Here is a 14,295-nt window from a genome sequence, read left to right on the forward strand (position 1 = left end):
AAGTTTTTTGAGGAATTGAATCGACTTACTTAGGAAAGAATATTTCCAATTATTAATCCGATTACAATTAAAAAGCCCATTATTGTATTTGTCTTCGCTGTTGCAGCCATTGCCGGCATCATTTCGATTGGTTCAGTTTTTCCAATAAATCCTTTAGTTGCTTTAATAGCTAAAGGAATACTTGCTAATGAAATAAGAACAAATGGCGTCATTAATTTTGCAATGACAAATGCTACAATTAATGCGTATGCAGCGACAAACATTGAACCGATAAAGATAATTGAATTTTTTTTGCCTAATAAGATAACAAGTGTTTTTCGTCCATTTTCCTTGTCATTATCTAAGTCACGAATATTATTCGCCGTTAAAATTGCACCGATTGTGATTGAAGTTGGTAATGATAGTAACATTATTTTTGTTGGTATACTACCGGCTTGGATATAGTAAGTAATTCCGATAATAACTACACCCATAAAAAATCCAGCAACTAACTCGCCAAATGGAGTGTAAGCAATTGGGTAGGGTCCACCAGTGTATAAATAAGCTGCTGTCATACAAATAATTCCAATTACAGCGATCCACCAGCTACTTTGTATACAAATATAAATACCTAAAAGGACTGAAATACCAAAAAAAGTAAAAGCTAACTGTAATACAGTTGAAGGCTTAATTCCATCTCTTACGATTGCTCCGCCAATACCGACTGAGCCTTCATGGTCTAAACCTCTCTTATAGTCATAATACTCATTTATCATGTTAGCAGCTGCTTGAATTAATAAACTTGCTACTAGCATTGCAATAAATAAAAGTGTATGAAATGAATTATCGATATGTGCCAATATTGAACCTATCGCAACAGGAATGAAGGCTGCGGTTAAAGTATGTGGTCTTAATAAATTCCACCATGTTCGAAAACCTGTTGAGGAGGTCGGAGATTGAATAGTTGGTTGCATATTTAACATCCTCCTTAATTATATTATTTGAAAATGTAGATCGTTTTAGTTTAAAAAAGTATGGACGAACTTCATAAAATTGACAGTCTACATTCATCGTTGTATCTTTAGTTATATCATGTATTTACGTATATTAAGCTAGGGGGAACTGTTATGCTTAGAACAGGTCAACTGGAATCGATCGCTTTTTTCGAGCAATCACTTCAGAAGGCAAAAGCTTGTTCAAAACGCTTTATTTGTAAAGTGGATAAAATAATGAATATTCATCCCCTAAGTGTTTACCATTTTTATCATAAATTGGGTTTTACTGAACGCTTTTATTGGTCAAACCAAGAAAATTCGTTAATTCTCACAGGAATCGGTACTTTAGTTCCTTTTCATCATAGTACAGAAGAACAGTATTCTGCAATAGAAAAAGAATGGAAACGCTTTGGAGAGGAAGTGTATATCGAGCAAGAGAATTGCTTTGGTACTGGACCTTTGGCTCTTGGGGGTTTCTCTTTTTTTGAAACTTACAAACATGACCATGATTGGAAGGAATTTGGTACATCACATTTCTTTGTACCAAAACTAATGATAACCGTTACACAAGAGGGGACATTTATAACATCTAATTATGAAATTAATGCACAAACTACATTAGAGGATTTATTAAGTCAATATAAACAATATGATGACTATTTAGAGCAATACGGTATGAGACAACCAACATTTACTCAATCTGACTGTATCCAAAAGGATGAGTTTGAACCAAATGAATGGATTCAAAGCGTGAAAACAGCCATTCATCAAATGAAAAATGAAAAATTAGAAAAAGTTGTATTAAATCGTACGTTAAATGCAACATTTTCATCTGAAGTAAATTCTTCAAAAGTAATTTACGAACTAGAAGCAACAAGAAATGTTAATTATGTCATTACTTATCAACTAAAAGATACTGTATTTATCAGTGCAACGCCGGAAAGATTGATTGCAAAGAAGAAAAATACAGTTTCTTCAATGTGCCTTGCAGGATCTGCTGCTAAAGGAAAAACAAAAGAAGAAAATAGCGAGGCTGCTAATTGGTTATTAAAAAGTCAGAAGAATAATGATGAACATGCTTTTGTCGTAAATTATATAAAAGAAACACTTCGGATATATTGTGATCATTTATCGATTCCAAGTTCACCTAGAATTATGGCAACTAAAAGTTTATTACATCTTTTTACGCCAGTAGAGGGAACTGTTTTACAACATGTTTCGATATTCAAATTAATACAAGCACTTCATCCCACACCTGCACTTGGAGGATTTCCTAAGGACGTTGCCTGTAAACTGATTCGCGAGCTTGAGCCTGTTGAACGAGGATGGTACGGAGCTCCAATTGGTTGGATTGATTTAAATGGTAATGGTGACTTCGCAGTTGGAATACGAAGTGCATTAGTAAAAGCAAATAAAGCGAGGTTATTTGCTGGTTGTGGAATCGTTCAAGATTCAAAACCGGAAGAGGAGTTTTACGAAACTGGTGTGAAGTTTCTGCCGATGCTAAATGCATTAGGAGGGTTACGAAATGAAAGATAATGAAGCGCTATCAAAGTACATTGGTTCTCTTGTTGACGAACTAAGTGCATTAAATATTCAAAATGTGGTAATCAGTCCAGGGTCACGATCTACACCTATTGCGATGCTAGTGAATGAGCACCCAACCTTAAAGTCTTTTATCGCGATTGATGAAAGAGGCGCAGCATTTTTTGCATTAGGAATAGCTAAAAGCACAAAGCAGCCTACGGTTCTTATTTGTACGTCAGGTACAGCCGCTTCAAATTATTTACCTGCAATATCGGAAGCAAAAGAATCTAGAATTCCATTAATTGTCATAACTGCAGATCGACCTCATGAATTAAGAGATATCGGTGCACCACAGGCAATGAATCAAATAGGATTATATGGATCGTTTGTGAAAAAATTTATTGAACTTGCTTTGCCTGAAGCCTCAGAAACAATGTATCAATATGCACGTGCAAGTATGAATAGATTGTATCGTTCTTGTATGACTGCTCCAAAGGGGCCAGTACATGTAAATATACCTTTAAGAGAACCTTTAGTTCCGAACTTCGAAATTGAGGACCTTTTTTCAGCAGGCAAACGTCATCAGGACCGTGCTTATACAAACCTTTCTGAATCCTTTGCTACAATTTCCAAAAATACTATTGAGCAAATGCGAGAGCTTTTTCAGTTAAAAAGAAAAGGCTTATTAATCTGTGGTCCTTATGTTGAAGATAAAGCCTTACATTCAATTTTAGAATTAGGTGAGAAAGTTGGCTATCCTGTATTGTTTGACCCACTTTCGAATGGAAGAACTCTCATAAATGATAAAGCACTGACAATCGATACGTATGACACATTTTTACGCTTCGGTGAGAAGGTTGATGCCCTTGAATCAGATGTAATTGTTCGATTCGGAGCAATGCCTGTTTCAAAAACATTTACACAATATGTTCAAAAGCAGGAGAATTGCGAAATCATTGTTATTGATGAAGGTGACTTATGGAGAGACCCGACATTAAGAGCGACTCAAATGATTTCATGTGACGATATAGAATTTTGTCATGCGATTTTAAAAGATTTTCAATTCAATGAGTCAGTTGATCAAGACTGGTTAATGAAATGGCAGACAATCAATGAAAAAACAAAATCAGGTTTGCAGAAAGCTGAACTATTTGAAGAACTGTTTGAAGGGAAAATCGTTCAAGTACTTGCTAAAAACTTACCTGAAAATAGTACTTTATTCGTCTCAAATAGCATGCCGATTCGCGATGTTGATACTTTTTTACATATGCATAACAATAAACTTAAAGTTGCTTGTAACAGAGGCGTAAATGGTATTGATGGTACGATTGCAACCGCATTAGGAATGGCTGCAGCGGGTGAGGATATTACGCTATTAATTGGTGATTTATCTTTCTACCATGATATAAACAGTTTAGTCTTAGCTAAATTACATCAACTTCCAATAAAAATTGTATTAGTAAACAATGATGGAGGGGGAATCTTTTCATTTTTACCTCAATCTAAAGAAGAAAAGCATTTTGAGACATTATTTGGTACACCACTAGGTTTAGATTTTCAACATGCTACAGCTTTGTTTGGTGGTGTGCATACAAAAGTTACAAGCTGGTTTGAGTTTGAAGATGCATTAGCGTTTAAACATGAGAATCTACATGTAATTGAGGTATTTACAAACCGTAAAGAAAATTATGAGCTTCATCAAAAAGTATGGAGCATTGTAAAAAATGAATATGAACAATGAATTTGGTGCTTCAAACATTAAATTGAATGGCGTTAACTATTCATATATAGAAGAAGGAAAAGGTCAAACTATACTTTTACTTCACGGTTTTACGGGAACGAAAAAAACGTGGGCTGAACTCATCAAAAAACTGAAACAAAACTTTCATGTCATAGCAATCGATTTATTAGGTCACGGAGAAACTGATTCTCCTGAAGATCCTGATCGCTATGTAATGGAACAAGCTGCTAAGGATTTAGATGATTTTTTAACTGAAAAACAAATCGATCGCGTACATCTTCTTGGTTATTCAATGGGAGGTAGGCTTGCGCTTTACTTTGCCTTGAATTATCAACATAAAATTCGATCACTGATATTAGAAAGCTGTACAGCGGGTCTTGTTTCGGAAGAGGAAAGATTATCGAGAATTAATCAAGATGAACAGTTGGCAACAATGCTATTAAATAAGGGAATGAACTCCTTTGTGGAGTACTGGGAGAATATCTCTTTATTTTCATCTCAAAAGAAATTACCTAAAAGTCAGCAAGAAAAAATCCGAGAAGGAAGATTGTCGCAGTCGCCTGTTGGTTTAAGTAATAGTTTATATGGAATGGGGACTGGCATGCAGCCATCTCTTTGGGATCGGTTAGATACATTGGAAATTCGTTCCTTATTGATTTGTGGTGAATATGATGAAAAGTTTTGTTCCATTATGGGAAAAATGAACGAGAAGATTAAAAATAGCGAAATTAGAAAAATTCTACGTGCAGGACATGCAATTCATGTGGAACAATCGGAAATATTTGCTACAATAGTAAGTGAGTTTTTTTTGAAAAGTGAAAAGGAGGAAATGTCATGACAATTGAATGGGTACAAGAAAGAAAGTATGAAGAAATTTTATATTCTACATATAATGGTATTGCAAAGATTTCAATCAATCGTCCACACGTACATAACGCATTTACACCATTAACAGTTTCAGAAATGATTGATGCATTTGCTTGGGCAAGAGATGATGAAAAAATTGGTGTTATTATTCTAACTGGTGAAGGCGGAAAAGCATTCTGCTCAGGTGGAGACCAAAGTGTTCGTGGACATGGTGGATATGTTGGACAAGATCGTATTCCTCGTCTAAACGTATTAGATTTACAACGTTTAATCCGCGTTATACCAAAACCAGTAATCGCAATGGTTGCAGGTTATGCAATTGGTGGAGGTAATGTATTAAACGTAGTTTGTGATCTAACAATTGCTGCTGAAAATGCAAAATTTGGACAAACTGGTCCTAACGTAGGTAGCTTTGATGCTGGTTATGGTTCAGGTTACTTAGCTCGTATCGTTGGACACAAAAAGGCTCGTGAAATTTGGTACTTATGCCGTCAATATAATGCACAAGAAGCATTGGATATGGGCTTAGTTAATAAAGTTGTACCTTTAGAAGAACTAGAAGCTGAAACTGTAAAATGGGCAGAAGAAATGCTTGAGAAGAGCCCAACTGCACTTCGTTTCTTAAAAGCAGCAATGAATGCTGATACAGATGGACTAGCTGGTCTTCAACAGTTAGCTGGGGATGCAACATTACTTTACTACACTACAGAAGAGGCAAAAGAAGGCCGTGACGCGTTTAAAGAAAAACGTAAGCCTGATTTTGGTCAATTCCCACGTTTCCCTTGATTCGAAGAAGATTTAAGCTTGGTGAGCAATCATCAAGCTTTTTTTGAATGGTATGAACGATCAGAAGAATGAATTAGGAGGTGTTGGAATGAATCAAATTCCAAATTTTTTACTCGAACGAGTTAGATTAACACCTAATCGAATTGCTGTTGTATCAGAACTAGAAGAAATTACATTTAAAGAACTACATGAAAGAGTCATTTTGCTTGCAGGAAGGTTCCATAGTAGTGGTATTGAAAAAGGAAAGCATGTTGCTGTACTAATGAATAATTCAATAGAGTTTATCGTTACTGTCTATGCAATCCATTATATTGGAGCGGTAGCTGTATTATTAAATACTAGATTAAGTGAAGAAGAATTAAGCTATCAAATACAAAATAGTGATTCGAATTTTTTAATTGTGGAAAAAGAAAATTACATAGACCTTCCCTCGACAGTACATGTAATTGAGATGAGTAAGATACTGCAATATGAAGTAAAATCCATAGCATTTCGTGAGTTTTTTAATCAAGATGAGATTGCCACTATGATGTATACATCAGGTACGACAGGGTTTCCTAAGGCTGTGTGCCAATCTTATGGGAATCATTGGAGTAGTGCGATAGCGTCAGTCCTGAATTTAGGATTAGATCATCGTGACGTATGGCTTGTGTGCTTACCAATGTTTCATGTAGGTGGACTTTCTACGGTTTATAAAAGTGCCATTTACGGTATGAAGATTGTGCTAGCGGAAAAAGCTGAAGCTGGAATTGTACTACATTATATCAATCAATATAAAATAACAATTTTATCTGTTGTAACGAAGGTATTAAATGATTTGCTGAATTTTGAGGACATAAATGAAGGTTTAAGTAATATTAGAGCAGCTTTACTTGGAGGTGGTCCTGCGCCTTTACCGCTTTTACAGAAAGCCCAAGAGCGAAATGTACCAGTTTATCAAACGTATGGTATGACTGAAACCTGTTCACAAATTGCAACGCTATCCCCAGAATTTATGCTTTCAAAAATCGGTTCAGCTGGTAAAGCCCTTTTTGGTTGTTCACTTGAAATACGAGAAAATGACAAGAAATGTTCTCCAGGTGAAGTGGGTGAAATTGTTGTGAAAGGTCCAAATGTAAGTAGTGGCTATTATAAACTACAAACTAATGAGTCTTCGGAATTTTTTTATACGGGTGATTTAGGGTATGTAGATGAAGAGGGTTTTTTATTTGTTGTTGATCGACGAAGTGATTTGATTATTTCTGGTGGAGAAAATATCTATCCAGCGGAAATTGAATCAATCTTATTATCACACCCAGATGTAGTTGAGGCTGGCGTTACTGGGAGAGAAGATCCGACTTGGGGTAAGGTGCCAATTGCATTTGTTATAGCGAAATCAAAAGCTCACCTTTCAGAGCAAGAAATCATTGAATATTGCCAGAAAAAATTAGCCAAGTTCAAGATACCTAAAGAAATTCACTTTGTCTCAAATCTACCAAGAAATGCTGCAAACAAGTTGGTAAGAAGAGAGCTTCATAAGCTACTATAAGGGGAACAAATTATGTTGATTATTCAGCAAGTAGAGTTGTTTTTAATTGAACAGCAGCTTAAAATACCTTTTAAAACTAGTTATGGTCTTTATGAAAACCGAGAATCAATTATTGTTAAACTAACTGATGAAAATGGAACAGTAGGGTTCGGTGAAGTTGTAGCCTTTTCTGAACCATGGTATACAGCAGAAACGATTCAAACCTCACTTCATATTTTGCAGGAATTTTTGATACCAACCATACTAAACAAAGTATTTACTCACCCATCAGAGGTTGCAGAAACCTTTAAAATGTTCAAAGGAAATCCAATGACTAAAGCAGGAGTTGAAGGTGCCTTTTGGGATCTATTTTCCAAGATAAATGGTATATCTTTAGCAAAAGCTTTAGGTGGGTTGAAAGAAGAGATCCCAGTTGGAGTTGTTGTCAGCATGAATGAACCAAAAGTAATGCTACAGCAAATAGAGAAGTATCAAATAGAAGGATATGAGCGATTTAAAATCAAAGTATCCAAGCAAAATGACTATGAAGTGATTTCAAGAATCCGTGATCAATTCCCAACGATTTCATTAATGATTGATGCAAATTCTGACTATACATTGAATGATATTGAACATATAAAAAGGTTAGATCAATTTGAATTATTAATGATTGAACAGCCATTTGGCGATCGTGATTTTTTGGATCATGCTATCCTTCAAAAAGAAATATCGACACCTATCTGTTTAGATGAAAGTATTTATTCATTAGAGGATGTTGAGATTGCATCTGCTCTACAGGCTTGTAAGATTATTACGATAAAACCTGGCAGAGTAGGTGGCTTAACTGAGTCGCTAAATATCCACCAATTTTGTGTTGAAAATAATATGCCAGTTTGGGTTGGAGGGATGATTGAAACAGGTATATCTAGAATACAAAACGTCGCACTTGCATCACTATTAGGTTTTACAATACCTGGTGACATATCTGCCTCATCAAGGCATTGGGATCAAGATATTATCTATCCCGAAGTAAAGTTAGAAAATGGAAAAGTAAAAGTTCCAAATGGGATTGGATTAGGCATAACAGTGGATGAAGATAGAATAAAAAAACTTAGTAAAAAAGTATTTAAATTTTCGAATGAATGATGAGGCATAATAAAAAAAGATGATATCAAAGGCTACTTGTCCATTCGCTCAAGTTTCTTTGATATCATCTTTTGTATATTTTTCCGGGACAGGATCAAATCCCCCTGGATGCAACGGGTGGCATTTAAGGATTCTTTTTGTAGTTAAATAGGTTCCCTTAAGAGCTCCATGTGTTTGAAGTGCTTCTAGACCATAATGTGAGCAAGTGGGATAAAATCTACAAGTTGGTGGTGTCGCAGGGGAAATCCATTTTTGGTAAAATTTAATAAAACCTATTAATAATGTTTTCATTAATGATAATTACTCTTTTAGATCTTCATCATGATTGTTTTTTACTTTAATATCATCAAGTTTGTCCACTTTATGCTGAACACCGTATCCTTTATTTACAGTCAAAACAAATGCACCAAAAACAACAACAATAATAATTGCACTAACGACATAAACTCCAGTCATTATATAACCTCCTAATGATTATACTATCATCATATAGTATACTGTCGAATATGCAAGACAATCAAATAATTTCAATTTGTTTTTCGAATAATATATCAATATAGATGAAACATTTTAATAGACATAGTACAATGGAAAACAAAGTATGAATGTAGGAAGGTTAAAATGTATACATTTAAAGATTTTTACCATAACACGGTTGAACTATCATTTGAAAAGCATCCATTCTCGCCTAATCCAAAACATGTTTGGGTTATATGTAAATACAAAGATCAATGGCTACTGACCGACCACCAAAGAAGAGGATACGAATTTCCAGGTGGAAAAGTTGAGGAAGGTGAATCACCTGAACAAGCAGCTGTACGAGAAGTATTAGAAGAAACTGGTGGTAGTGTCTCTTCAATCAATTATCTTGGTCAATACCGTGTAACAGGTAAAGACAAAATAATTATTAAAAACATTTACTTTGCTAATATTGGAGAACTTTTAACTCAGCAGCACTATTTTGAAACAAATGGACCTGTTCTGTTTAAAGACTTTCCACCTAGCATTAAAAAAGACCGCCGTTTTAGCTTCATTATGCGTGATGAAGTATTCTCACACAGCTTAAGCTATGTGAACTCTATTGTTAAGGATGCAAAATAAAGAAAATGCTCACTGTACTAGTGAGCATTTTTTTTATGATTTTAATTTTTAGTCGCTGCTACTTTTCATGAGGTCTAGTTACTGGCGTTAACCCCTCGAGGTCATAAGCCAAAACCCATTAAAGGTAAAAAGCACCTTTATTGGGTTTCGTCTAATGCTTGTCGGAGCTGACCAGTCGCCTCCACTTTTCTTGTTGTCTAGTTACAGGCGTTAGTCCCTCGAGGTCATAAGTCAATGCCCAGTTAAGGTTAAAAAGCAACCTTACCTAGTCCTTGCCTTATGCTTGTCGGGGCTGAGCGAACGCCTTCCACTTTTCATGATGTCTAGTTCCGGCTCCTAGCTCCTCGAGGTCATAAGCCAAAAACAAATAAAGGTAAAAAGCACCTTTTTTTGTTTTCGTCTTATGCTTGTCGGAGCTGACCAGTCGCCTCCACTTTTCTATTTTTTTACAGTTTTTCTCTCAATATATTCAACAATAATGTACATTAAACCGGCTGAGATGCTTATGATGAGGACGCTCATGAGAACTAAGGTGAAGTTAAATACTTGGAATCCATAAACGATTAAGTAGCCGAGTCCATTTTTGGAAACTAAAAATTCTCCGACAATCACTCCTACCCAAGCCAAGCCGACATTTACTTTTAATGTTGAAATGACAGTTGGTATACTAGCAGGAAAGATGACATTTTTAAAGACTTGTGATTTTGTAGCTCCAAAACTTTTAATGACTTTAATGTAATTTTCATCAACTTGTTGAAATGCTTGGTAAATGACTAGAGCTGTAATAACAAAGCTAATAATAATCCCCATTGCAATAATAGAAGAATATGTTGGACCAAAAATAACGATGATTATAGGTCCAAGTGCTACTTTTGGCATTGCATTAAAGACTACTAAGAATGGATCGAGTACTTTTGAAGCAAAAGGATACCACCAAAGGACAATTGCTAGTATGATTCCGATGATTGTTCCTAATACAAAGCCAACCAATGTTTCAGTAATTGTTGTCATAGCATCATGATAAATTGTGCCATCCAGCAGCTTCGTAATAAATAAATCGTATATTTTAGTAGGTGAACTAAACAATAATGGATCGATGATTTGTCTATGACTTAATAGCTGCCAAGCAATAAAAAATAATACTATTAGTAATAATTGAAAGAAGACCACGAAGAGCTTCTTTCTGCGATTTTTTTTCATAACGTAAGCATGATAGGTTTGTAACTCATCTTTTACATTACTCACGCTTCTCCAGCTCCTTCCAAATCGAAGAAACATAAGAAGGAAATAGTGATTGCTTTCTTGCCTCAAATGGTGAATCATTCCGTAATTCTTCAGGTAAGTGAAAAATTTTTGAAATCTTCGTTGGAACATTCGTAAGCGTAATGACGCGATCACACATAGCAACAGCTTCTTCAATATCATGGGTTACTAATAGAGCAGTCGTTTTTAATTTTTTAAATAAGTGAAAAACTAACTCTTCAAGTTTCACTTTGTTTTGATAGTCAAGAGCAGAAAAAGGTTCATCTAGTAATACGATAGATGGGCTTGTAGCTAAGGTACGCACTAATGCTACTCGTTGACGCATGCCCCCAGAAAGTTCCCTTGGATAGGCATTTTCATAGCCTTCTAAACCAACTTCATTCAGCAATTCTAAAGCTCTTAGTTTATTTTCTTCAGTATCCTTCCCTAATATTTCAAGCCCAAGAAAGATATTTTCTTTTATTGATTTCCACGGAAACAAATAATCGTGTTGAAGCATATAGCCAATTTCTCCAGTTTTAACGTCGTAAGGATGACCTTTAAACTGAACTGAACCATCGTAAGGTGTTAATAAAGATGAAATGATTGAAAGAAGTGTGCTTTTTCCACAACCACTTGGACCTAAAATAGATACAAATTCACCTTTTTCAACTTTAAATGTCAAATTATCTAATATTTTCATAGCTTTTTGTTTTGATAGAAAAACATGTGAAATTTCATTAACTGTAAGATAACTCATATGCATAACCTACTACTATTGCTTAGTAGATTTTTCAGCAAATTTTGTATCAACTAAAGTAGAATGTGGTACTTCCTTAGGTAGTTCCCCGGAATTTTCCATGATTTTTTGAAGATTGTTCCACTCATCTTCTTCTAAAATAGGGTTTGTTGAATATGAATTTTGAGATTTGTAACGATCGATTACTTTCGTTGCAATATCCATTGGAGTGTCTTGGAAAAATGGAGCAACGCTTTGGGCAATTTCTTCTGCCGAATGTGAGTCTACCCATGCCTGAGCTTCATAAAGCGCATCAGTAAATTTTTGTGCCGTTTTAGCATTCTTTTTCAGGAAGCTTTCTTTGGCGATAAATGCTGTATAAGGAACTTTACCCGATTCCAGACCAAACGAAGCTACGATCTTTCCTTTTCCTTCTTTTTCAAAAATACTTGCAGTTGGTTCAAATAATTGAACATACTCCCCAGTACCAGATGCAAAAGCATTGGCAATATTAGCGAAATCTATATTTTGAATCAGTTTTAAGTCTTTATGTGGTTCGATACCATGATTGCTGAGAACATATTCTCCAACCATTTGTGGCATACCACCTTTTCTTTGACCTAAGAATGTTGTACCCTTCAGTTGCTCCCAATTAAATGTTCCTTTTTGACTTCTCGCAACTAAAAAAGTACCGTCTGTTTGCGTTAGTTGAGCAAAGCTTTTTACTGGATCATTTGCACCTTGAGCATACACGTATAAAGTAGTCTCTGGACCAACTAATCCAATATCAGCTCCATTAGACAAAACAGCAGTCATTGTTTTATCTCCACCAAAAGTAGTTGTTAGTTCTACATCTAGACCATGTTTTTCAAAGATTCCCTCACTGATTGCAACATATTCTGGAGCATAAAACAGTGAACGAGTTACCTCGGCAACACGGACCTTTATTTTTCCATCATTAGACTTTTCTTTTGAACAAGCCCCAAAAACAGAAGCAATTAATAAAAATAAGACTAATAGCAATTTAGTTTTCATGTAATCCCTCCTAGCATAAAATACTATACATTAGCCTATGCAATAGGAAAAAATGGGTGAATATGGAAATGATATATTTAACTATAGTTCTATAGTGATGCTTATATTGAATGTGGCTGTAAGATTCTAATGAATGAATAGTTACAATCCAATAACTTCAAATTAAAAGCCTAAAATTAAAAATCACTATGATAAAATAAACGGTAAGTACATATGAAATGTAGAATATTGAAACACACGGACTAGAATGAAATAGAAATGGACAACCCTTTAATACTAGGATTTTAACTATTCATTATGAATCCCTCGAAAGGTGGAAAAAACGTGACAGTTTTAAATAAAATAGCAACTACACTAGAGCGAAGAGACGAAGAGCCAAATATTGAATTGGCCATAAGAATCTCTCAAGAAAACGATATAAATGGAGTAAAAGAGCTAGTCGAAAATTTATCAAATAAAAGTAAAGACATTCAAAATGACTGTATTAAAGTCCTATATGAAATTGGTGAACGTAAACCAGCATTATTGATTGAGTATACGGAAGAATTCCTTAAACTACTTACTAGTAAAAATAATAGACTTCAGTGGGGTGCGATGACTGCACTGAGTAGTATCGTATTAGAAATTCCACAAACCATTTTTACTGCATTACCAGCGATTATTTCAGCAGGCGAGAAAGGTTCAGTGATAACAAAGGATCAGGTTGTAAATATTTTAATCAAGCTATGCTCCATTGAAGAATACAAACAAAGGGCTTTTGAGTATCTAATCCAACAGCTACAAACAAGCCCAACAAACCAATTGCCAATGTACGCAGAAAGAGCAATGCCAATTATTGATCAACAAAATAAACAAATATTTATAATGACCTTGAAAGCAAGAATGAATGAAATTGAAAAAGAAACGAAACGAAAAAGGGTGGAAAAGGTCATTAAAAAATTGGGTTGATTAAGGAAAAGACGGTGAAGGATATTGGAAATCATCGAGGATCAGCGTTCCCAAATGTAAGAATATTATTAGGAAGTTGAATGGAGGAAGGTGCTAGATCCCTATGGGAAATGCGGGAATGCTGAGACCCCACAGGCACGCAAAAAAGGAAAATATGCTAAAACCGTGATCATGGAAAGAAACACTTCCTTTGCGCCGAGGAGGCTCAGCTCACGCCCCATGAAAAGCGAGCACCTGGAGCTGAATTCAACTCACCTCATCTAACTTGGTTTTTGATAAAATGTTAATATTCTTTTATCAAATCCTTTATTAAGAATATTATTTTAAGAGGTTGAATGGAGAGGAAGGTGCTCGACTACTATGGGAAATGCGGGAATGCTGAGACCCCACAGGCGAGCAAAAAAGGAAGACATGCTAAAACCGTGATCATGAATGAGCCACTTCCTGTGCGCCGAGGAGGCTCACCTCACGCCCCATGGAAAGCGAGCACCTGAAGCGGAATTCAACACACTTCTTTAAACTGGCCTTTAGATAAAATGTTATTATTCATTTAACTAATTCCTTAATAAGAATATTATTTTAAGAGGTTGAATGGAGAGGAAGGTGCTCGACTCCTATGGGAAATGCGGGAATGCTGAGACCCCACAGGCGCGTAAAAAGGAAGACATACTAAAACTGTGAT

14 protein-coding genes are annotated in these 14,295 nt (G+C 35.3%); 8 read left to right on the plus strand and 6 right to left on the minus strand.

Features of this window, described 5'->3' with window-relative positions; all coding sequences use genetic code 11:
• Positions 1 to 29 precede the first annotated feature (29 nt).
• On the minus strand, positions 30 to 962 hold the full coding sequence (locus ACX6U0_RS14185) for a 1,4-dihydroxy-2-naphthoate polyprenyltransferase (protein WP_464960539.1): 933 nt from the start codon (positions 960 to 962) through the stop codon (positions 30 to 32).
• Positions 963 to 1,106: 144 nt separating this feature from the next.
• Between ACX6U0_RS14185 and ACX6U0_RS14190 the strand changes: the two genes are divergently transcribed.
• The 6 genes from ACX6U0_RS14190 to menC all read left to right on the plus strand — a co-directional run bounded on the left by ACX6U0_RS14190 (position 1,107) and on the right by menC (position 8,548).
• Positions 1,107 to 2,513, plus strand: coding sequence for an isochorismate synthase (locus ACX6U0_RS14190; protein ID WP_464960540.1), 1,407 nt, complete (start codon positions 1,107 to 1,109; stop codon positions 2,511 to 2,513).
• On the plus strand, positions 2,503 to 4,242 hold the full coding sequence (gene menD, locus ACX6U0_RS14195) for a 2-succinyl-5-enolpyruvyl-6-hydroxy-3-cyclohexene-1-carboxylic-acid synthase (RefSeq protein ID WP_464960541.1): 1,740 nt from the start codon (positions 2,503 to 2,505) through the stop codon (positions 4,240 to 4,242). The genes ACX6U0_RS14190 and menD overlap by 11 nt, the downstream gene beginning before the upstream one ends.
• Positions 4,226 to 5,080 (plus strand): 2-succinyl-6-hydroxy-2,4-cyclohexadiene-1-carboxylate synthase, encoded by an 855-nt coding sequence (gene menH, locus ACX6U0_RS14200; RefSeq protein ID WP_464960542.1) that lies wholly within the window; start codon positions 4,226 to 4,228, stop codon positions 5,078 to 5,080. The genes menD and menH overlap by 17 nt, the downstream gene beginning before the upstream one ends.
• The gene (gene menB / locus ACX6U0_RS14205) at positions 5,077 to 5,895 is read left to right on the plus strand and encodes a 1,4-dihydroxy-2-naphthoyl-CoA synthase (protein WP_464960543.1); all 819 of its coding nucleotides are present in this window, start codon (positions 5,077 to 5,079) and stop codon (positions 5,893 to 5,895) included. The genes menH and menB overlap by 4 nt, the downstream gene beginning before the upstream one ends.
• An 88-nt stretch (positions 5,896 to 5,983) precedes the next feature.
• Positions 5,984 to 7,423, plus strand: coding sequence for an o-succinylbenzoate--CoA ligase (locus ACX6U0_RS14210; protein ID WP_464960544.1), 1,440 nt, complete (start codon positions 5,984 to 5,986; stop codon positions 7,421 to 7,423).
• A 15-nt stretch (positions 7,424 to 7,438) separates the two neighbouring features.
• Positions 7,439 to 8,548, plus strand: coding sequence for an o-succinylbenzoate synthase (gene menC, locus ACX6U0_RS14215; protein ID WP_464960694.1), 1,110 nt, complete (start codon positions 7,439 to 7,441; stop codon positions 8,546 to 8,548).
• Positions 8,549 to 8,596: 48 nt separating this feature from the next.
• Here the strand turns inward: menC and yidD are convergent, their stop codons facing one another.
• Positions 8,597 to 8,839, minus strand: coding sequence for a membrane protein insertion efficiency factor YidD (yidD, locus tag ACX6U0_RS14220; protein ID WP_464960545.1), 243 nt, complete (start codon positions 8,837 to 8,839; stop codon positions 8,597 to 8,599).
• Between the two features lie 9 nt (positions 8,840 to 8,848).
• Complete coding sequence (ytzI, locus tag ACX6U0_RS14225) at positions 8,849 to 9,004, minus strand: YtzI protein (RefSeq protein ID WP_464960546.1); 156 nt, start codon at positions 9,002 to 9,004, stop codon at positions 8,849 to 8,851.
• 165 nt (positions 9,005 to 9,169) lie between these two features.
• Between ytzI and ytkD the strand changes: the two genes are divergently transcribed.
• Positions 9,170 to 9,649, plus strand: a complete 480-nt coding sequence (gene ytkD, locus ACX6U0_RS14230) for an RNA deprotection pyrophosphohydrolase (protein ID WP_464960547.1) — start codon at positions 9,170 to 9,172, stop codon at positions 9,647 to 9,649.
• Between the two features lie 438 nt (positions 9,650 to 10,087).
• Here ytkD and ACX6U0_RS14235 read toward each other — a convergent pair whose 3' ends face one another.
• From ACX6U0_RS14235 to ACX6U0_RS14245, 3 genes are read right to left on the minus strand one after another with little or no spacing between them, the layout of a single operon-like run.
• Positions 10,088 to 10,927 (minus strand): ABC transporter permease, encoded by an 840-nt coding sequence (locus tag ACX6U0_RS14235; RefSeq protein WP_464960695.1) that lies wholly within the window; start codon positions 10,925 to 10,927, stop codon positions 10,088 to 10,090.
• Positions 10,887 to 11,651 (minus strand): ABC transporter ATP-binding protein, encoded by a 765-nt coding sequence (locus ACX6U0_RS14240; RefSeq protein WP_464960548.1) that lies wholly within the window; start codon positions 11,649 to 11,651, stop codon positions 10,887 to 10,889. Before ACX6U0_RS14240 ends, ACX6U0_RS14235 begins: the two co-directional genes overlap by 41 nt.
• Before the next feature lie 15 nt (positions 11,652 to 11,666).
• Positions 11,667 to 12,665, minus strand: a complete 999-nt coding sequence (locus ACX6U0_RS14245; RefSeq protein ID WP_464960549.1) for an ABC transporter substrate-binding protein — start codon at positions 12,663 to 12,665, stop codon at positions 11,667 to 11,669.
• A 324-nt stretch (positions 12,666 to 12,989) separates the two neighbouring features.
• Between ACX6U0_RS14245 and ACX6U0_RS14250 the strand changes: the two genes are divergently transcribed.
• The gene (locus ACX6U0_RS14250) at positions 12,990 to 13,613 is read left to right on the plus strand and encodes a hypothetical protein (RefSeq protein WP_464960550.1); all 624 of its coding nucleotides are present in this window, start codon (positions 12,990 to 12,992) and stop codon (positions 13,611 to 13,613) included.
• Positions 13,614 to 14,295 lie beyond the last annotated feature (682 nt).

This window comes from Gottfriedia sp. ABJ_BB2_2, assembly GCF_055484705.1.